This window comes from Allobosea sp. GW822-FHT03F07 (genome assembly GCF_058801345.1).
On the sequence record NZ_JBXAND010000001.1, the window covers coordinates 780,564 to 799,484 of the forward strand.

Annotated in this window: 15 protein-coding genes; 12 read left to right on the forward strand and 3 right to left on the reverse strand. The window is 67.4% G+C overall.

Going from position 1 to position 18,921, the window contains the following annotated elements; translation table 11 throughout:
• Nucleotides 1-218: 218 nt before the first annotated feature.
• On the forward strand, nt 219-1,547 hold the full coding sequence (locus AC1RMY_RS03750) for an NAD(P)/FAD-dependent oxidoreductase (protein WP_492862602.1): 1,329 nt from the start codon (nt 219-221) through the stop codon (nt 1,545-1,547).
• On the opposite strand, the gene AC1RMY_RS03755 is transcribed toward AC1RMY_RS03750, so the two are convergent.
• From AC1RMY_RS03755 to pdxR, 3 genes are all read right to left on the reverse strand, one after another.
• A complete protein-coding gene (locus AC1RMY_RS03755) occupies nt 1,544-2,947 on the reverse strand; it encodes an amidase family protein (protein ID WP_492862604.1) in 1,404 nt (467 codons plus the stop codon). The genes AC1RMY_RS03750 and AC1RMY_RS03755 overlap by 4 nt on opposite strands.
• Nucleotides 2,948-2,979: 32 nt before the next feature.
• A complete protein-coding gene (locus AC1RMY_RS03760) occupies nt 2,980-5,013 on the reverse strand; it encodes a molybdopterin-containing oxidoreductase family protein (RefSeq protein WP_492862605.1) in 2,034 nt (677 codons plus the stop codon).
• 152 nt (nt 5,014-5,165) lie between these two features.
• Nucleotides 5,166-6,728: a MocR-like pyridoxine biosynthesis transcription factor PdxR gene (gene pdxR, locus AC1RMY_RS03765; protein WP_492862606.1), complete on the reverse strand. Its 1,563-nt coding sequence runs from the start codon at nt 6,726-6,728 to the stop codon at nt 5,166-5,168.
• A 163-nt stretch (nt 6,729-6,891) separates the two neighbouring features.
• On the opposite strand from pdxR, the gene fdxA reads away from it, so the two are divergent.
• The 11 genes from fdxA (at nt 6,892) to AC1RMY_RS03820 (ending at nt 18,889) form a co-directional block, all read left to right on the forward strand.
• The gene (fdxA, locus tag AC1RMY_RS03770; RefSeq protein ID WP_492862607.1) at nt 6,892-7,221 is read left to right on the forward strand and encodes a ferredoxin FdxA; all 330 of its coding nucleotides are present in this window, start codon (nt 6,892-6,894) and stop codon (nt 7,219-7,221) included.
• Between the two features lie 44 nt (nt 7,222-7,265).
• Complete coding sequence (locus tag AC1RMY_RS03775; RefSeq protein ID WP_492862608.1) at nt 7,266-8,039, forward strand: ferredoxin--NADP reductase; 774 nt, start codon at nt 7,266-7,268, stop codon at nt 8,037-8,039.
• A 36-nt stretch (nt 8,040-8,075) separates the two neighbouring features.
• Complete coding sequence (locus AC1RMY_RS03780) at nt 8,076-8,864, forward strand: YggS family pyridoxal phosphate-dependent enzyme (protein ID WP_492862609.1); 789 nt, start codon at nt 8,076-8,078, stop codon at nt 8,862-8,864.
• A 129-nt stretch (nt 8,865-8,993) separates the two neighbouring features.
• Nucleotides 8,994-10,493: a M81 family metallopeptidase gene (locus AC1RMY_RS03785; RefSeq protein WP_492862610.1), complete on the forward strand. Its 1,500-nt coding sequence runs from the start codon at nt 8,994-8,996 to the stop codon at nt 10,491-10,493.
• Between the two features lie 32 nt (nt 10,494-10,525).
• The gene (locus tag AC1RMY_RS03790) at nt 10,526-11,686 is read left to right on the forward strand and encodes a M20 aminoacylase family protein (protein WP_492862611.1); all 1,161 of its coding nucleotides are present in this window, start codon (nt 10,526-10,528) and stop codon (nt 11,684-11,686) included.
• 11 nt (nt 11,687-11,697) lie between these two features.
• Nucleotides 11,698-12,846 carry a M20/M25/M40 family metallo-hydrolase gene (locus AC1RMY_RS03795; protein ID WP_492862612.1) on the forward strand — a complete coding sequence of 383 codons (1,149 nt, stop codon included), beginning with the start codon at nt 11,698-11,700 and terminating at the stop codon, nt 12,844-12,846.
• A 93-nt stretch (nt 12,847-12,939) separates the two neighbouring features.
• A complete protein-coding gene (locus tag AC1RMY_RS03800; protein ID WP_492862613.1) occupies nt 12,940-14,508 on the forward strand; it encodes an ABC transporter substrate-binding protein in 1,569 nt (522 codons plus the stop codon).
• 33 nt (nt 14,509-14,541) lie between these two features.
• A complete protein-coding gene (locus AC1RMY_RS03805) occupies nt 14,542-15,483 on the forward strand; it encodes an ABC transporter permease (RefSeq protein ID WP_492862614.1) in 942 nt (313 codons plus the stop codon).
• 65 nt (nt 15,484-15,548) lie between these two features.
• Nucleotides 15,549-16,406: an ABC transporter permease gene (locus AC1RMY_RS03810; RefSeq protein WP_492863553.1), complete on the forward strand. Its 858-nt coding sequence runs from the start codon at nt 15,549-15,551 to the stop codon at nt 16,404-16,406.
• Between the two features lie 14 nt (nt 16,407-16,420).
• Nucleotides 16,421-18,061 carry an ABC transporter ATP-binding protein gene (locus AC1RMY_RS03815; RefSeq protein WP_492862615.1) on the forward strand — a complete coding sequence of 547 codons (1,641 nt, stop codon included), beginning with the start codon at nt 16,421-16,423 and terminating at the stop codon, nt 18,059-18,061.
• 42 nt (nt 18,062-18,103) lie between these two features.
• Nucleotides 18,104-18,889: an enoyl-CoA hydratase/isomerase family protein gene (locus tag AC1RMY_RS03820; protein WP_492862616.1), complete on the forward strand. Its 786-nt coding sequence runs from the start codon at nt 18,104-18,106 to the stop codon at nt 18,887-18,889.
• The last annotated feature ends 32 nt before the right edge of the window (nt 18,890-18,921 follow it).

An 18,921-nucleotide genomic window follows, 5' to 3' on the forward strand; every position in this document is an offset into this window, starting at 1 on the left:
ACATAGCGGGACGGGGATGAATATTCCAAGTGGAGAATGATATATCGCAAATTTTGGAAGGAATTATTTGTTTGATTGCAAAATTAGGGAATATCGATCTCCGTCACGTTCCCGAGTGAGAGAAGCCCTCTTGCCTCGGCCGGAACAGGCGGCAAGTCTGCGGCGCAGACGGCGTTTCCCATCCTGCGCCGGCTGAACAGCTCCCGGAAAAAAAACGCATGTCCGCTTCCGCCTCTGTCACCTGGCCGCCCTCGCTCTGGGCCGCGACGGCCCCAGCCGGTCCCGCGTTGAGCGCGCTGGAGGGTGACATCCAGGCCGATGTGGTGGTGATTGGCGCGGGCTTCACCGGTCTGTCGACGGCGATCCATCTGCGCGAGAGTGGCGTCGAGGTCGTGGTAGCCGAGGCGGCCGAGCCGGGCTGGGGGGCGTCGGGGCGCAACAACGGCCAGGTGATCCCGACGCTAGCCGGGCATGATCCTTCCGCGATGGTTGCGCGCCATGGCGAGGCGGGCGAGCGCTTCAACGCGGTGCTGCGCGACAGCGCGCAGTATCTGTTCGATCTCGTGCGCAAATACGATGTTCCGGCCGAGGCGGAGCAGGCGGGCTGGGTGCAGCCGGTGCATTCGCCGGGGCGGTTCAAGCTCGCCGAGAAGCGGGTGCGCGAATGGTCGGCGATCGGCGCGCCGGTCGAGCTGCTGGACCGTGCGGCAACGGCAGAGATGACCGGTTCGGACGCTTGGTTCGGCGGCTTTTGGAACCGGACGGGCGGCCATATCAATCCTCTGGCGCTGGCGCGCGGGCTGGCCGGGGTCGCGCTTGAGCTCGGCGCGACGATCTATGCGCGCTCGCCTGTCGCCAGCATGGAGCGCGAGGGCGACCGCTGGGTTGTCAGGACGGCGAAGGGGTCGGTGACGGCGCGCGCGCTGGTGCTGGCGACCAACGCCTATACCGGCGAGTTCGAGCGCGGGCTCGCGCCGGAGATCGCAGGCGAGGTCATCCCCGTGCTGTCCTGGCAGATGGCGACCAAGCCGATCAGCGACAACATCGCCAAGACGATCATCCCCGGCCGGCAGGCGCTATCCGATACGCATCGCGAGCTCTATTTCGCCCGCTGGGATGCGCGGAATCGGTTGGTGACGGGCGGCGCGGCGGTCTTTCCCGGGGCAGGCGGAAACAATCTGCGCGGGCCGGTCGGGGACCGGCTGAAGCGGCTCTGGCCGCAACTCGGCGAGGTCTCGTTCGACTATGTATGGTCGGGCTATATCGGCATGACGCCCGACGACGTGCTGAAGCCGCAGGTTCCGGGCTATCCGCGCATCCACCAGCTCGGGCCCAACGGCTTCGGCTGGGTCGGCTGCAACGGCCGGGCGGTCGCGCTCTCGATCTCGCTCGGGCGCGAATTGGCGCAGGCGACGCAAGGGACGCCACTCGGTACGCTCGGTCTGCCGCTGTCCGAGCCGAAGCCGCAGCCGATGCGGGACGTGATCCGCCGGATCGCGCCTTTGGCCCTGCCGCTTTACCGGGCGCTGGATGCCAGGGAAATCTAGGGCAGCGCGGCAAAGGGCCGGGCCGCCAGGAAGGCGCGGGCAGCGCGCAGCACCAGCGGGTCGGCGAGGCGCGGGCCGACGATCTGGAGGCCGATCGGCAAGCGGTCCGACGTCAGGCCGCAGGGCACCGAGACTGCCGGGCAATGCGACAGGTTGAAGGGATAGGAAAACTCCGCCCAGGCCAGCCAGTCCCAGGGATGGGCGGGCCAGTGATCGGGCACCTGCCTGCCATGTGGGAAGGCGGCGACGGAGGCTGATGGCGTCAGCAGCAGGTCCCAGCCTTCTGCAAACCAGCGACCGACTGCTCCCGCATAGGCATGGCGGCGCGACTGGGCGGCGTGCAGATCGCGCCATGAGGCCTGGCCGGTCTCGCGCAGGCAGGCGACGAAGCCCGGATCCATGGCGGCCTCAGTCGCGCCGTTGGCCGGGACATAGGACAGAAGCGGCGGCCCCCAGAGCGCGCGGATCAACTCGGGGCCGAGGGGCCCCCAGGCCGGCGTCGCATATTCGACGCTCGCGCCGAACTCCTCGAAGGCGCGGGCTGCCGCTTCGACCGACGCGGCGATCTCGGGATCGACGCGGGCATGGCCGAGATCGGGGCTATAGGCGATCCGCAGGCCGATCAGATCAGGGTCCGCGGGGTCGCGCCGGAAGCCGCCGGGCAAGGTGGTGTGGTCGGCGGGGTGAGCGCCCGCCATCACTTCGAGCATCAATTCGGCATCGGCTGCGTCGCGCGTGATCGGGCCGATATGGGAGAGCGCGCCGTTGTTGGGCACGGGCACATAGGGCACCATTCCGAAGGTCGGCTTGAAGCCGATGACGCCGCAGAAATGTGCGGGCAGGCGCACCGAGCCCGCGCCGTCCGTGCCGAGATGCAGCGGCCCGCAGCCGGCGGCGGCGAGCGCGGCTGCGCCCGAGGAGGAGCCGCCGGCGGTATAGCCCTGCTTCCAGGGATCGTGGGTCGCGCCGCTGAGTGGGTTCTCGCTGACGGCGGTCCAGCCCTGCTCGGTCGTGGCGGTCTTGCCGAGGATGACGGCTCCTGCGGCGCGAAGCCTTGCGACGGCAGGCGCATCATCGGTGGCCGGAGTGGCGTCGGAGTGCCGGGAACCCCGGCGGGTCGGCAGTCCCGCGACAGCCTGGACGTCCTTGATCGTGACAGGCACGCCATGCAGGCGGCCGAGCGCATCGCCGCGCATGACGGCAGCTTCCGCCTTGCGCGCCGCCGTCCGTGCGCCCTGGACATCCAGCGCCACGAAGGCGTTGAGCCGGGGTTCGAGCGTGGCAATGCGGGCCAGCACGTCCTCGACGATCTCGACCGGCGAGGCACGTCTCGATCGCACCAGTTCAGCCAGCTCATGGGCCGAGAGCGAGGCGAACCGGCTGGTTTTGGTCGTGTCCACCGCGGGCTCTCCGATGGGCGCCGCTGCCGGCTTCAGGCCCGTTTCTCCCAGGCTTCGACCTCGAGGAAGGTGCTCTGGTAGGAGGCGCCTTCGCCGATATCGGTCAGGCGGTCGGAGCAGAGCATGTTGACGGTGCCGTCGACCGCTTCTGTGCCGGGCCGCTGGCCGGGCACGAGGATGACGCCGGGCTGAATCTCGTCGGCGACGCGCAGGACTAGGCCGATCGCCGCGCGCTGGTTGAACAGCCTGACCTTGGCGCCGCTTTCCAGCCCGCGCCGGGCTGCGTCCTCGGGGTGAAGCACGCAGAAGGGCTCGCCCTCGCGCTTGCGCAGGAAGGAAACCCCCGAGAAGGCGGTGTGCGGCTGGAAATAGGACGGTGCCGTCAGCAGGCGTAGCGGCCAGGCGCCTGCGTCGGCGACCTCCTGCTCGTCGGGCTGCCAGTCCGGCATCGGCGAGACGCCTTGATCCGCGAGAGCCTGCGAATAGATCTCGAGCTTGCCGGAGGGCGTGCCGAAACTCTGCCCGGCGGGCGGGGCCACCTTCACCGGGACGCCGTCGAAAAGGCTCGACGGATCGACGGCCGCGACCGCGCCGGTCGAGCCTTTGAAGAACTCCGGCAGGATCCCCTTCTCGCTCTTCGAAAAGATCGGGTCGGTCACGCCCATGCGCCGGGCGAGTTCCTGCGCCAGGCGGAAGTTCGACCAGGCCGCACCCTGAGGCGCGACGGCGGCGGGCGAGTACTGCATGTAGTAGTTGCCGTAGCCGCGGTAGAAATCCTCCGTTTCGAGATAGGTCGTTGCCGGCAGGACGATGTCGGCATAGGCCGCAGTATCAGTCATGAACGGGTCGTGGACCACGGTGAAGAGGTCCTCGCGCGAGAGACCCTCGCGGACCTTGCCGGCTTCGGGGCAGGTCACGGCCGGGTTGTTGGCGGCGACGAAGAGAGCGCGCAAGGGCGGCTCGTTCATCTCCAGCAATTCGCGTCCAAGCAGGCTCTGGTTGACGAGGCGCGTCGCAGCCGGGCCGGAGGGCGGCTTGCGGACGGCGGAGAAATTGAAGTCCATCGAGCCCGCCGTCAGCAGCAGGGCGCCGCCGCCGGGGCGGCCATAGGCGCCGGTGACGGCGGGAAGCGTGGCCACCGCTCGCAGGGCCTGGCCGCCACGGGCAAGCCGCGTCATGCCTTCGCCGATGCGGATGAAGGAGTGCTTCGCCGCGCCATACATGGCGGCGAGCTTCTCGATGTCGGCGACGGGTAGCCCGGTGACCTCGGACACATAGTCCGGCGTGAAGCGCGGCACGGTTTCGCGTTCCCATTGGTCGAAACCGAGAGCGTTCGCCGCGAGATAGGCGCGGTCGCAGAGGCCGTCGCGGACGAGGATATGGACGATGCCCAGCGCCAGCGCCGCATCGGTTCCGATGCGGATCGGCAGGTGCCAGTCGGCGCTGGCGGCGGTGCGGCTGCGGCGCGGGTCGATGACGACGACCTGCACGCCGCGCTTGCGGGCGATTTCGAGCTTGGCCCAGAAATGCACGTTCACCGCCATGAGGTCGCAGCCCCAGGCGATGACGAGATCGGAATCGACGACGGATTCAGGATCCGCGCCGCCGACGGGTCCGAGCGTCATATCCCACGCCGTTTCGCAGCAGCTGTCGCAGACGGTGCCGGCCTGCAGGCGGCTCGTGCCCATCGCGTAGAACAGGCCGTTGACGATGTGGCGGTTCATCTGGCCCTGATGGGCGCTGTAGGCGTAACCCAGTAAGGCCAAAGGGCCGGATTCGGCGATGATCGCCTTCCATTTCGCCGCGATTTCGTCGAGCGCCTCGTCCCAGGTGATCGCTTCGAACTGCCCGGAGCCTTTCGGGCCGCTGCGGCGCAGCGGGGTCTTCAGGCGCTCGGGCGAATGCACCAACTCGGCGTCGCGGTTGACCTTGGCGCAGGCGAAGCCAGCGGTGAAGGGCTGGTCCGGATCGCCCGAGATCTTGGTGATCCGGTCGCCTTCGACATGGGCGATGAGGGAGCACATGTCGGGGCAGTCATGGGCACAGGCCACGCGGACGGTCTTCATCGGGCATCCTCCGGCATGACCGCGGACATATTCCAGGCATGCGCGCTCATCTCAGTTGCGAACTGGAACAGGTGCAATGACCACTTTGCGCGGAGCTGGCGGACCAGTTGTGGCCCGCGGCGACGATCCCGATGCGATTGGCAGTGCAGGACCTAGCTACTGATCGCTACCCGGAGAGATGCCGTTTCGCAGGCTGTGGATCGTATGGCCTCGCTGGTCCCGCCATCGCTGACGGCCCGCGCGATGCGGCCGAGTTCGGCGGCGGCGGCGCGCAGCTTGTGGTTGTCGAAGCCGGAATAGCCGAGCACGAGACCCTGCCGGCGGGGCGCTGCCATGTAATGCGGGCTGACCGGCTTGACGATGAGACCCTGATGGCGCGCGGCCTCGGCGACGGCGATGTCGGAGAGCCCGTCGCGGAAATGGATCACGAGCTGGATGCCGCATTCCGGCACCTCGATGTCGACGAGGTCGCCGAGATGGCGGTCGATCGCCTCGACGACGACGTCGCGGGCCTCCTTGTAGCGCTGGCGCATGCGCCGGATATGGCTGGTCAGGAAGCCCTGCCGCATGAATTCGGCGGTCATCGCCTGCTGCAGCGTCGGCGGGGAGCGGTCGCTCAGGAAGCGGGCGCCACGGAAGACGTCGATCAGATGATGCGGGACGACGGCGAAGCCGAGCCGGATGCCGGGAAACAGCACCTTGCTGAGCGTGCCGACATAGACGACGCAGCCGCCGCGATCGAGCCCCTGCAGGGAGGCGAGCGGGCGGCCGGCATAGCGGAACTCGCTGTCGTAATCGTCCTCGATGATCCAGGCCCCGGTCTGCGAGGCCCAGGCCAGCAGTTCGAGGCGGCGCGACATGCTCATGACCGCGCCGGTCGGATACTGGTGCGAGGGTGTGATGTAGACGGCGCGGGCCTGGCTCGCGACGGCGATGCCGGCGGCGACATCGAGCCCGTTCTCGTCGACGGGGACGGGGACGAGTCCCGCTCCTGCCGCGGCGAGAGCTTCCCGCGTCGCGCCGTAGCCGGGATCCTCGATCCAGACGGGATCGCCGGGGTTGAGCAGGGTGCGGATCGACAGGTCGATGGCCTGCTGGGCGCCCGACAGGACGATGACCTGATCCTCGTCGCACTGGACGGCACGGGCCGCACGCAGATAGGCGGCAATCTCCCGGCGCAAAGGGGCCTCGCCGCTGGGGTCGGCATAGGACAGGTTGACCGGATCGAACTGGCGCATCTGCTCGGCGCCGATCCGCCGCCAGGCCTCGACCGTCTTGGCATCGACCGAGCAGCAGCCGGCCGCGAAGGGCAGGCTTCCGGGCGGCGTCAGTTCAGCCGCGAAGCGGCCGTAGCGGGCGCCGGCTTCCGAGACAATCTGGCGCGTCGCAGAACCGGCGACGCCTGTGAACCGCGTGGGCGTGGCGATGACCGAAGGGACATCGTCGGAGACATAGGTGCCCGAACCCTCGCGGCCGACGACATAACCCTCGGCAAGGAGCTGGTCATAGGCCGAGACCACCGAGGTTCGCGAGACCTTCAGCCGCTGGGCGAGGTCGCGGCTGGAGGGCAGCTTGCTGCCGGGCGCCAGCGTGTTCGCCACCACCGCCTCGCGCAAGGCGAGGTAGATCTGCTGGAAGATCGGGCGCGCGCTGGTGTGATCCAGGGTCAGGTGGAACAGGTCGGACCATTTGGCGCGGGATGGCTTTTGTCGCATCGGACGGGCTCTCCCCGGGAACAATTCCAAGCAACCGCCATGCCATGTCAAGGCGCCGGCCGTTCAAGGTGGCCTGCACGATCGCTTCGAAACTGGCTCTTCTGCAAACCACTCACCTGCGCTTTCGTGCCGCTGCGCCCGATCTCGCAGCGCCGGAGCAGCCATGCCCTATGTCGTTACGGAAAACTGCATTCGCTGCCAGTACATGGATTGCGTCAGCGTCTGTCCGGTCGATTGCTTCCGCGCGGGCGAGGCGATGCTGGTCATCCATCCCGACGAATGCATCGACTGCGGTGTCTGCGAACCGGCCTGTCCGGCCGAGGCAATTCGTCCCGATGACGACAAAGAAGGCATGCGATGGCTTGCGTTCAACGCGCGCTTCGCAGAGGAGTGGCCGCGCATCTGCGAGAAGGGCACCCCTCCGGCCGATGCCGACGACTGGCGCGGCCGCCCGGGCAAATCCGCGATGGTCTTCGGCGCAGCGGGGCCTTGATTGCGGAAGCGCGGAACGAAACGGGTTGGACGGAAGAAGCGAGCATGAGCAACCAGTATGTCGAGAAGGTCCTGTCGGTTCATCATTGGAACGACACGCTGTTCAGCTTCCGCACGACCCGCAATCCCGCCTTCCGCTTTGAGGCCGGCCAGTTCGCGATGATCGGGCTGATGGTCGAGGGCCGCCCGCTGCTGCGCGCCTACTCCATGGCCTGCGCGCCTTATGACGACGAACTCGAGTTCCTGAGCATCAAGGTGCAGAACGGCCCGCTGACCTCGCGGCTGCAGAAGATCGTGCCGGGCGACGAGGTTCTGATCGGGCGCAAGGCGACCGGCACGTTGCTGCATGACAACCTCGTGCCTGGCCGCAACCTCTATTTCCTCTCTACCGGGACGGGGCTCGCGCCCTTCATGAGCCTGATCCGCGACCCTGCGACCTATGAGCGCTTCGAGAAGGTGGTGCTCGTTCATGGCGTCCGGCTGGTGTCTGAGCTGGCCTATGAGACCTTCATCCGCAAGGAACTGCCGGCCGACGAGTTGATCGGAGAGATGGTCTCCTCGCAGCTGATCTACTATCCGACGGTGACGCGCGAGGAGTATCCGAATCGCGGCCGTGTCACCGAGCTGTTCGGCTCCGACGATTGGTTCGCCTCGCAAGGGCTGCCGGTGGTCGATGCCGAGTATGACCGGGTGATGCTGTGCGGCAGCCCCGCCATGCTCGCGGATATGAAGGTCATGCTGGAGGGCAAGGGCTTCGTCGAGGGTTCGAGCTCGACGCCTGCGAGCTATGTGGTGGAGCGCGCCTTCGTCGAAAAGTGACGGACGCCATCACGATTCTTCGGGGGAGGAGGATCGATGGAGCAGGCCGGTGATCTGGAGGCTGAGATCCGTTCGCGCTTCGGCGAGGATCCGGAGCGGACGCTGCGCGACAACCTCGCTGCCGTCGAGGAGCGGATCGTGGTGGCCTGTGCCCGTGCCGGGCGGGCCCGCTCGGCGGTCAGGCTGCTTCCGGTCAGCAAGACGGTTCCGGTTGAGGTCGTCAGGCTCGCTGTCGGCATCGGCATGACCACGCTCGGCGAGAACAAGGTCCAGGAAGCGAAGGGCAAGGCCGAGGTGCTGGCCGGACACGGGGTGAACTGGAGTGTGATCGGCCATCTCCAGACCAACAAGGCGAAGGCGATGGTCTCCTTCGCCTCGGAATTCCAGGCGCTGGACAGCCTGCGGCTGGCGGGCCTGCTGCATGAGAGCCTCAGCGCCGCCGGCCGCACGCTCGATGTCTTCGTGCAGATCAATACCTCCGGCGAGGAGAGCAAATATGGCATCACGCCCGAGGAGGCGGATGCCTTCGTCGCTGAACTCGGCCGCTTCCCCTCGCTGAGGCCGAAGGGCCTGATGACGCTGGCGATCCTCAAGGGCGGCCCCGAGGAGATGCGGGCCTGCTTCCGCCGGCTCCATGCGGTGCGCGAACGCCTGCAGAAGACGAAAGCCGACTGCGGCATTACCCAGCTTTCGATGGGCATGACCGGCGATTTCGAGATCGCGATCGAGGAGGGCGCCGACATTGTCCGGGTGGGGCAGGCGATCTTCGGCAAACGCCCGACTGCCGATGGCCATTTCTGGCCGGGGCTGTTGCCGGTGACCTGAGGGCACTGGCCGGCCACGATCCGACGGTGCTGCCCATCCATTGTGCAGCCGGCGAGATTTCGCCCTTGGAGCCGCGCGGCGGGCGTGATTACCTGCGCCGTCTCGCATTTCGCAGGGAGCCTCCGCCTCATGTCGCCACGTATCGCCTTCGGCGGGTTCCTGCACGAGACCAACACCTTCGCGCCGAGCAAGGCGCCGCTCGATGCCTTCATCCAGGGGGGCGGCTGGCCCGCATTGGCGCGGGGCGAGGCGATCTTTGCCGCGGTCCACAGCGTCAATGTCGGCGCGTCCGGCTTCGTCGAGACGGCGCGCGGGCTGGGCTGGGAGATCGTGCCGACGCTGTGGTGCGCCGCGAGCCCGTCAGCCGAAGTTACGGCCGAAGCTTTCGAGACGCTGCTGGACGAACTGGTCGAGCGGATTACCGCTGCGTTGCCGCTCGACGGCGTCTATCTCGACCTGCATGGCGCGATGGTCGCGGAAGGTTTCCCGGATGGCGAGGGCGAGACGCTGCGGCGGGTGCGCGAGGCCATCGGCCCTGATGTGCCGCTGGTCGCGAGCCTCGACCTGCATGGCAATGTCACACAGCTCATGGTCGACAGCGCCGACGCGCTCGTCGCCTACCGGACCTATCCGCATGTCGACATGGCGCTCACGGGGAGCCGCGCCACGACCTATCTCGCCCGGCTGATCGGCACCACGAAACGCGACGCCAAGGCCTTCCGCCAGATCCCCTATCTGATCCCGATCGCCTGGCAGGCGACCGCGATGGAGCCGTGCAAGACGATCTATGGCGAACTCGCCGCGCTCGAAGACGAGAGCGTGCCGACGCTCTCCTTCCTGCCGGGCTTTCCGGCGGCCGATTTCGCCGATTGCGGGCCGACCGTCGTGGCCTATGGCGCGACGCAGGCCGATGCCGACCGGGCGGCGGATGCCGTGACGGCGCGCGTGATGGCGAGCGAGGCTGCGTTCAACGGTAAGGTGTTCGAACCCGACGCTGGCGTTCTAGAAGCCATGGCGCTGGCGGCCGGAGCGACGAAGCCGATCGTGATCGCCGACACGCAGGACAACCCGGGCGCCGGCGGCGATTCCGATACGATGGGCATGGCGCGGGCATTGGTGCGCAATGGCGCGATGCGCGCCGCCATCGGCCTGATCGTCGATCCGGAGGTCGCGGCGCAAGCGCACAAGGCTGGCATCGGCGCGACGATCAAGGCGGCGCTGGGGGCGAAGTCCGGCATTCCCGGCGATGTCCCGCTCGAAGGCCAGTTCACGGTCGAGCAGCTTTCCGATGGCCGCTTCGTCGCGCCCGGCCCGTTCTTCGGGGGATCGCGGATGAATCTTGGGCCTTGCGCGGCGCTGCGCATCGGCGGGGTCCGCATCGTCGTCGCCTCGCGCAAGGCGCAGATGGCCGACCAGGCGATGTACCGCCAGGTCGGCATCGAGCCGACCGAGCAGGCGATCCTCGTCAACAAGAGCTCGGTGCATTTCCGCGCCGATTTCGAGCCGATCGCGCAGGCTGTTCTGGTCTGCGCCGCGCCCGGCCCGATGCCGGTCGACCCCTCCGTGCTGCCGTGGAAGCATCTGCGGCCGGGCCTGCGCACGGCGCCGCTCGGCCCCGTCTTCGGCTGACCATTTCCTTTCCTTCCGGAGTTCATCGCTTCATGCCTGCCCTTCCCGAGATCGACGCCTTCAAGGACGACCTCGTCGCGATCCGCCGCGACATCCACGCCCATCCCGAGATCGGCTTCGAGGAGGTCCGCACCTCCGGCATCGTCGCCGAGAAGCTCGCGTCGTGGGGCATCGAGGTGCATCGCGGCATCGGTGGCACGGGTGTCGTCGGCATCCTCCATGGCAAGGGCGGCCCCGGCCGGCGCATCGGGCTTCGCGCCGATATGGACGCGCTGCCGATGGACGAGACCACGAACCTGCCCTGGCGTTCGACCATCCCCGGACGGATGCATGCCTGCGGCCATGACGGGCACACGACGATGCTGCTGGGCGCGGCGCGGTATCTGGCCGAGAACCGCAACTTCGCAGGCACGGCCGTGTTCGTGTTCCAGCCGGCGGAGGAGGGGCTTGGCGGCGCGCGCGCCATGCTCGCCGACAATCTGTTCGAGCGCTTTCCCTGCGACGAGATCTACGGCATCCACAACGCGCCCAATCTCGAACCCGGCCAGATCGCGGTCTTTCCGGGCGCGGCGATGGCGGGCGCCGACTTCTTCGACATCAAGATCACCGGCAAGGGCAGCCATGGCGCGATGCCCCATGTCGGGCGCGACCCGGTCATCGTCGCGATCTCGCTGGCGGCTGCCTTGCAGACGATCGTCAGCCGCAATGCCGATCCACGCGAAGCCGCCGTGCTCTCGATCACGCAGATCCACGCCGGCTCGGCCTATAACGTGATCCCGGAGGAGGCGGCGCTCGCCGGCACGGTGCGCACCTTCTCGCCGGAGATCGCCAAGCTCGTCCGCGAGCGCATGCGTGAAATCGCTGCCGGCATGGCGCTGAGCTTCGGCGTGCAGATCGATGTCGAGATCCGCTCGATCTTCGACGTGCTGGTCAACCATCCGGCGCAGGCCGAGGCGACGGCAGCGGTCGCGGCCGAGATCGTGGGGGGAGGGAATGTCCTGACGGAGCCGAAGCCGGTGATGGGCAGCGAGGACTTCGCCGACATGCTGCGCGTCGTGCCCGGTGCCTATGCCTGGGTCGGCCATGCCGGAAGCGTGCCGGTGCACAACCCCGCCTTCGTGCTCGATGACGGCATCCTGCCGATCGGCGCGAGCCTGCTGGCGCGCCTCGTCGAGACGCGGACCGTGGCCTGAGGACTAGCACCATGCCTGCCGATTTCCGTCCCGCCGAGCTGGCGCTGGATACCGATGCCCTGGTCGCCGGCCTGAAGCCATGGATCGAGTGCGAGAGCCCGACCTTCGACCCGGCTGCCGTCAACCGGATGATGGACCTCGCCACTGCCGAACTGGCGGCGGCCGGCGCCGTGGTGACGCGCATTCCCGGTCCGCCGGGGCTCGGAGACTGCGTGCGCGGCGACTTCCAGCATCCGCGTCGGGGTGAGCCGGGCATCCTGATGATGTCGCATCTCGACACCGTCCATCCGGTCGGCACGCTGAAGGTGCTGCCGTTCAAGCGCGAGGGCTCGCGCTGCTACGGGCCGGGCATCCTCGACATGAAGGGCGGCGCCTATGCCGGGCTGCAGGCTATCACTGCGCTGGCAAAGGCCGGGGTCGAGACGCCTTTGCCGGTCAGCGTGCTCTTCACCAGCGACGAAGAGATCGGCAGCCCGGGCACGCGCGAGATTATCATGGCCGAAGCGCGCAAGCACCGCTTCATCCTGGTGCCGGAGCCGGGGCGGCCGGGCAATGGCGTCGTCACCGGGCGCTATGCGATCGCACGCTTTGACCTCACCGCCGAGGGGCGGCCGAGCCATGCCGGCTCGCGGCTTAAGGACGGGCGCTCGGCGATCAGCATGATGGCGAAGCAGTTGCTCGCCATCGAGGCGATGACCGACGAGGATTGCACCTTCAGCGTCGGCGTCATCTCCGGCGGGCAATGGGTCAACTGCGTGCCGACGATGTGCCGGGCGGAGGCGCTCAGCATGGCGAAGCGGCAGGAGGACCTCGATCGTGGCGTCGAGCGCATGCTGGCGCTTTCGGCTAAGAACGAGGATGGCACGCGCTTCACCGTGACGCGCGGTGTCACCCGCCCGGTCTGGGAGCCGGACGCCGAGACGCTGAAGCTGTTCGGGCTGGCGCGTGAGATCGCCGGCGAACTCGGCTGGACGCTGGAGCACGGTTCGGCCGGTGGCGGCTCGGACGCCAACTTCACCGGCGCGGCCGGCATCGCCTCGCTCGACGGGCTCGGCCTGCTCGGCGCTGGCTACCATACGCTGGAAGAGCATATCGAGGTTGACAGCCTCGCGCAGCGGACAAGGCTGATGGCCGGCTTGCTGGCTCGGTTGACCGGCTGATCACGCCGGGTCAGCATGTCCTACTTGTGGCACAGAGCCTGCATGCAGTCGGCGCACGAATATATCACTGAAACGAGTGAGGGGAAAACCAGCATGGCATGGCGTTTGAAATCACTCGTGGCCGTGGCGGCGCTCGTCGCCGGTGCGTCGCTTGCGCAGGCGCAGACCACGCTGAAGGTGGTGATGCATTCCGACGTCAAGATCGTCGATCCGATCTGGACCACCGCCTATATCGTCCGCAATCACGGCTACATGATCTACGACACGCTGTTCGCGATGGACGAGGCGGGCGCGATCAAGCCGCAGATGGTCGAGAGCTTCAGCGAGTCGCCGGACAAGCTGACCTACAAGTTCACCCTGCGCGACGGCCTCATGTGGCATGACGGCAAGCCGGTCACGACCGCGGACTGCATCGCGTCGATCAAGCGCTGGTCCGCCAAGGACCCGGTCGGTCAGAAGCTGATGACCTTCGTCGACACGATCACGGCCGACGACGTCAAGAGCTTCACGGTCAAGCTGAAGTCGCCGACCGGCCTGCTGATCTTCGGCCTCGGCAAGCCCTCGTCCAACGTGCCCTTCATGATGCCGGAGCGCGTGGCGAAGACCGATCCGAACACGCAGATCTCGGAATTCATCGGTTCCGGCCCCTTCGTGCTCAAGCAGGACGAATGGAAGCCCGGCGACAAGATCGTCTACACCAAGTTCAAGGACTACAAGCCCCGCGCCGAGCCGGCCTCGGGCCTCGCCGGCGGCAAGGTCGCGAAGGTCGACCGCATCGAGTGGCTCGCGGTCGCTGACCAGCAGCAGGCCGTCAATGCGTTGCTGGCGGGCGAGATCGACATGGTCGAGCAGCCGGCTTTCGACCTGATCCCGCTGGTGCAGGGCGACAGCAACATCAAGCTGTGGAACTACAACCCGCTCGGCCTGCAATATACGATGCGCTTCAACCATACGCAGCCGCCCTTCGACAATCCGAAGGTGCGCCAGGCCGTGACCTATGCGCTCAACCAGAAGGACTTCCTCGAGGCGACGGTCGGCAATCCCGAATACTACAGCGCCTGTAAGGCGATGTTCGTCTGCAAGACGCCGCTCGCCAGCGAGAAGGGCATGGAGGGGCTGCTCGAGTCGAACTTCAAGAAGTCGCAGGAGTTGCTGAAGGAGGCTGGCTATGACGGCAAGCCGATCGTGCTGCTGCATTCGACCGACCTGCAGTCGCTGACCAATCTCGGCCCCGTCGCCAAGCAGTTGCTCGAGAAGGGCGGCTTCAAGGTCGATATGCAGTCCTCGGACTGGCAGACCGTCGTCTCGCGCCGCGTTCGCAAGGACCCGGTCGACAAGGGCGGCTGGAACCTGATGCAGACCTCCTGGGTCTCGGCCGACATCCTGAACCCGGTGATGGCCGGCTTCTTCAATGCGAGCTGCGACAAGGCCGCCTTCGGCTGGCCCTGCGACGAGCAGATGGAGAAGCTGCGCGACGATTTCGCCCGCGAGCCGGATGCGGCCAAGCAGAAGGCCATCGCCGAGGCCGTGCAGATGCGCTGGCGCGAGGTCGTCACCCACGTCCATCTCGGCCAGTACAATGTGCCGATCGCCGCGCGTAAGAACCTGTCCGGCATTCTCACCGCTCCGGCGCCGGTGTTCTGGAATGTCGAGAAGAAGTGAGGTGGCGGCGCTGATCACGCGGAACCGGCGCTGATGCTCGGCTACATCTTGCGGCGCCTGCTGGCGACGATCCCGGTCCTTGTGATCGTCGCCGTCCTCGTCTTCCTGATGCTGCGGTTGACGCCGGGCGATCCGGCGGCGGTCATCGCCGGCGACAACGCCACGACCGAGCAGATCGCGCTAATCCGCAGCCGGCTCGGCCTCGACCAGCCGATCCTGACGCAGTTTGCGATCTGGGCCGGCAATCTCGCCCAGGGCAATCTCGGCGAGAGCTTCTTCTTCAAGAAGCCGATCGGCGAACTCATCGCCGGCCGTATCGAGCCGACGCTGTCACTCGCCTTCGCGACGATGCTGATCGCGATCTGCGTGGCGATCCCGCTCGGCGTGCTCGCCGCCTACAAGCACGGCTCCTGGATCGACCGCATCGTGATGGGGTTCTCGGTGCTGGGCTTCTCGGTGCCGGTCTTCGTCATCGGCTATGCGCTGATCTACGTCTTCGCGATCACCCTGGGCTGGTTCCCGGTGCAGGGCTACCAGCCGCTGTCGGGCGGGTTCGGAGGCTTCGTACAGCGGCTCGTGCTGCCGGCGGTGACGCTGTCGGTGATCTACATCGCGCTGATCGCGCGGATGACACGTGCCAGCGTGCTGGAGGTGCTGAACGAGGATTATATCCGCACGGCGCGGGCCAAGGGGCAGGTCGAACGGAAGATCCTGTTTCGGCATGCACTGAAGAACGCGGCGGTGCCGATCGTCACCGTCGTCGGCATCGGAATCGCGCTCCTGATCGGCGGGGTGGTGGTGACCGAGAGCGTGTACTCGATCCCCGGCCTCGGACGCCTGACGGTCGATGCCGTGCTGGCGCGCGACTATCCGACGATCCAGGCCGTCATCCTGCTGTTCTCGGGCGTCTATGTCGGCATCAACCTGTTGATCGACCTCGCCTACAGCCTGTTCGATCCGAGGATCCGCTATTGAACGCCGAACCCAGCATTCTCGCGCCGGTCGCGGCCGAGCCGGTGGTGCCGTCCCGCACCGTGCTGATGCGGCTCGTCCGCAACCCCGTCGTTGCGATCGGCGGCACCGTGCTGATGTTGATGACGCTGCTCGGCCTGTTCGCGCCTTGGCTCGGCACGATCGACCCGACGGCGATCAATCCGAGCACGCGCAACCGCGTGCCGGGCTTCGAGCGGACGATCCGCGCCGATGACGGTTCGACCACGACCTTCAAGCACCGCATGGGCACGGATTCGCTCGGCCGCGATGTCTATAGCCGGGTGGTCTACGGTGCCCGTGTCTCGCTGCTGATCGCGCTCTCGGTCGCGTCGGTCTCGATCGCGATCGGGCTCGTGATCGGGCTGATCGCCGGCTATGTGCGTCCGCTCGACGGCGTCATCATGCGCTTCATGGACGGGCTGATGGCGATACCGGGCATCCTGCTCGCGATCGCCGTCGTTTCTCTGTTCCGCAGCGGGCTGACGGCGGTGATCATCGCGATCATCGTGCCGGAAATCCCGCGCGTGGTGCGGGTCGTGCGCTCGATCGTGCTGTCGGTGCGCGAGGAGCCCTATGTCGAGGCAGCGATCATGGCCGGCACCCGCCTGCCCAAGCTGATGGTCCGCCACATCCTGCCCAATACCATCGCGCCGCTGATCGTGCAGGGCACCTTCATCGCGGCTTCGGCGATCCTGGTCGAGGCGATCCTGTCCTTCCTCGGCATTGGCATCCCGCCGGAAATCCCGACCTGGGGCAACATCATGGCCGAGGGACGCAACCTGTTCCGCGTCTTCCCGCACAACATCCTCTATCCCGGCATCTTCCTCGGCCTGACCGTGCTGGCGGTGAACATGCTGGGCGACGGGCTGCGCGATACGCTCGATCCCAAGATGGCTGGACGATGAAAGATGGCCGGCCGATGAGCGACGCGAACACACCCGTCCTGGAGATCTCCGGCCTCAGCATCGCGCTGCCGGGCGGCGGAGACCGTGCGCGGGCCGTCGACGACGTCTCGCTCAGCGTCGGCGCCGGCGAGATCGTCTGCGTCGTCGGCGAGTCGGGGTCCGGCAAGTCGGTCACCGCGTTTTCGGTGATGGGCCTGCTGGCGAAGGTGCTGAAACCCGTCGCGGGCGCGATCAGGCTGGAGGGCGAGGACGTCCTCGCGGCGACGCCGCAGCGATTGCGGGCGCTGCGCGGCGACCGCATGGCGATGATCTTCCAGGAGCCGATGACGGCGCTCAATCCGGTGCTGACGATCGGCGATCAGATCGAGGAGGTGCTGCGCATCCACACCGACCTCGGTCCGTCCGAGCGACGCGCCAAGGTTCTGGCCATGCTGGAATCCATGCGCCTGCCCGAGCCGGAGCGCATGCACGCCTCCTATCCGCACCAGATCTCGGGCGGGCAGCGCCAGCGCGTGATGATCGCGGCGGCCCTGATCCTCGACCCGGCCCTGCTGATCGCCGACGAGCCGACAACGGCGCTGGACGTGACCACGCAGGCGCAGATCCTCAAGCTGATCAAGGAGATGCAAGGGCGGCGTGGCACAGGCGTTCTGTTCATCACGCATGATTTCGGTGTCGTCGCCGAGATCGCCGATCGCGTGGTGGTGATGGAGAAGGGCAAGGTCGTCGAGCAGGGGCCTGCCGCCGACATCCTGACGCGACCGCAGCATCCTTATACGCAGATGCTGATCGGCGCCGTGCCGAGCCTGAAGCCGGCGGAACGCAAGCCAGTGCTCGGTCCGCTGGCGCTGGAGACCGCCGGCCTCGGGAAGACCTACAGCTCCAAGGCGCTGTTCCGGAAGGAGCGCGTCGTGCATGCGGCGAAGGATGTGGCAATCCGGGTGCGGCGCGGCGAGACGGTCGGCATCGTCGGCGAATCCGGTTCGGGCAAGACGACGGTCGCACGCTGCGTCGCCCGGCTGATGCCGCCGAGCGTGGGCTCGATCCTGGTGCCGGACATCGACATCGCCAGGCTGTCGGAAGGCCGGCTGCGGCCCTATCGGCGCAAGATCCAGGTCGTGTTCCAGGATCCGTTTCGTTCGCTCAATCCGCGCCGCACCGTCGGGGCATCGATCATCGAGGGGCCGGTCAATTTCGGGCTGGGCACGGCCGAGGCGATGCAGCGCGCGCGGGACCTGATGACGCTGGTGGGTTTGCAGCCGGCGGCGCTGGAACGCTATCCGCACCAGTTCTCCGGTGGCCAGCGCCAGCGCATCGCGATCGCGCGTGCGCTCGCGATGGAGCCGGAGATCCTGATCGCCGACGAGGCGGTCTCGGCGCTCGACGTCTCCGTGCAGAAGCAGGTTCTGGCGCTGCTGGCGGATGTGCAGGAGCGCTTCAACCTGGCAATTCTGTTCATCACCCATGACCTGCGGGTCGCGGCGCAGATCTGCGACCGGATCGTGGTGATGGAGAAGGGCGTGATCGTCGAGCAGGGGACGACACGCCAAGTCTTTTCCGCGCCGGCCCATGCCTATACGCGCGCCCTGATCGAGGCGGCGCCCGGCCGGGATTTCGCGACCGGCGCTGCCGCCGTTGACGCTGTGCAGGCCTGACCGGATAGTCCCGCTCCCTTTTCGACTACGGAAGTGAGCGCCATGGACGACGATATTCTCTATGCGGTCGCAGGCGGGGTCGGCACGATCACGCTGAACCGCCCGCAGGCGCGCAACGCCCTGACCTTTGCGATGTATGAGCGGCTTGCCGCGATCTGCGCCGACCCGGCCGCGCATGGCGCGCCCAAGGTGCTGATCGTCACGGGCGCGGGCGACAAGGCGTTCGCGGCAGGGACGGACATCTCGCAGTTTCGGGCGTTCGACAAGCCCGAGGACGCGCTCGCCTATGAGAACAGGATCGAGCGCGTCATCACCGCGATCGAAAGCTGCCAGATCCCGACCATCGCGGCGATCACCGGCGCAGTGACGGGCGGCGGCGCCAGCATCGCCTGCGCCTGTGACCTGCGGGTCGCGACGCCTTCGGCGCGTTTCGGCTTCCCGGTGGCGCGGACGCTCGGCAACTGCCTCTCCATGGCGAACTACGCCAGGCTCGCGAGCCTGCTCGGGCCGGCGCGGGTCAAGGATATCGTCTTCACCGCGCGGCTGATCGAGGCGGAGGAGGGTCATCGCATCGGCCTCTACAACGAGATCGTCTCCGACCATGCCGCCCTGATGGCGCGAGCCCACGAGTTGGCGACGCTGATCGCCGGCCATGCCCCACTGACGATGCGGGCGACCAAGGAGGCCTTGCGCCGGCTGGGCAGCGGCGTGGCTGCCGCTGCCGGCGATGGGGACGACCTTGTGGTGATGTGCTACTCCAGCGCGGATTTCCGGGAGGGCATGGAAGCCTTCCTCGGCAAGCGCGTGCCGCTATGGCAGGGCAAGTAGAAAGGGGAGTCCGGGCGGCCCTGGCCAAGGCC

Excerpts from the sequence above, each read along its gene's own strand:
- AC1RMY_RS03800 (WP_492862613.1), top strand. The coding sequence starts at position 12,940 with ATGGCATGGCGTTTGAAATCACTCGTGGCCGTGGCGGCGCTCGTCGCC.
- pdxR (WP_492862606.1), bottom strand. The coding sequence starts at position 6,728 with ATGCGACAAAAGCCATCCCGCGCCAAATGGTCCGACCTGTTCCACCTG.
- AC1RMY_RS03760 (WP_492862605.1), bottom strand. The coding sequence starts at position 5,013 with ATGAAGACCGTCCGCGTGGCCTGTGCCCATGACTGCCCCGACATGTGC.
- fdxA (WP_492862607.1), top strand. The coding sequence starts at position 6,892 with ATGCCCTATGTCGTTACGGAAAACTGCATTCGCTGCCAGTACATGGAT.
- AC1RMY_RS03810 (WP_492863553.1), top strand. The coding sequence starts at position 15,549 with ATGCGGCTCGTCCGCAACCCCGTCGTTGCGATCGGCGGCACCGTGCTG.
- AC1RMY_RS03820 (WP_492862616.1), top strand. The coding sequence starts at position 18,104 with ATGGACGACGATATTCTCTATGCGGTCGCAGGCGGGGTCGGCACGATC.
- AC1RMY_RS03790 (WP_492862611.1), top strand. The coding sequence starts at position 10,526 with ATGCCTGCCCTTCCCGAGATCGACGCCTTCAAGGACGACCTCGTCGCG.
- AC1RMY_RS03750 (WP_492862602.1), top strand. The coding sequence starts at position 219 with ATGTCCGCTTCCGCCTCTGTCACCTGGCCGCCCTCGCTCTGGGCCGCG.
- AC1RMY_RS03815 (WP_492862615.1), top strand. The coding sequence starts at position 16,421 with ATGAGCGACGCGAACACACCCGTCCTGGAGATCTCCGGCCTCAGCATC.
- AC1RMY_RS03785 (WP_492862610.1), top strand. The coding sequence starts at position 8,994 with ATGTCGCCACGTATCGCCTTCGGCGGGTTCCTGCACGAGACCAACACC.
- AC1RMY_RS03775 (WP_492862608.1), top strand. The coding sequence starts at position 7,266 with ATGAGCAACCAGTATGTCGAGAAGGTCCTGTCGGTTCATCATTGGAAC.
- AC1RMY_RS03805 (WP_492862614.1), top strand. The coding sequence starts at position 14,542 with ATGCTCGGCTACATCTTGCGGCGCCTGCTGGCGACGATCCCGGTCCTT.
- AC1RMY_RS03795 (WP_492862612.1), top strand. The coding sequence starts at position 11,698 with ATGCCTGCCGATTTCCGTCCCGCCGAGCTGGCGCTGGATACCGATGCC.
- AC1RMY_RS03780 (WP_492862609.1), top strand. The coding sequence starts at position 8,076 with ATGGAGCAGGCCGGTGATCTGGAGGCTGAGATCCGTTCGCGCTTCGGC.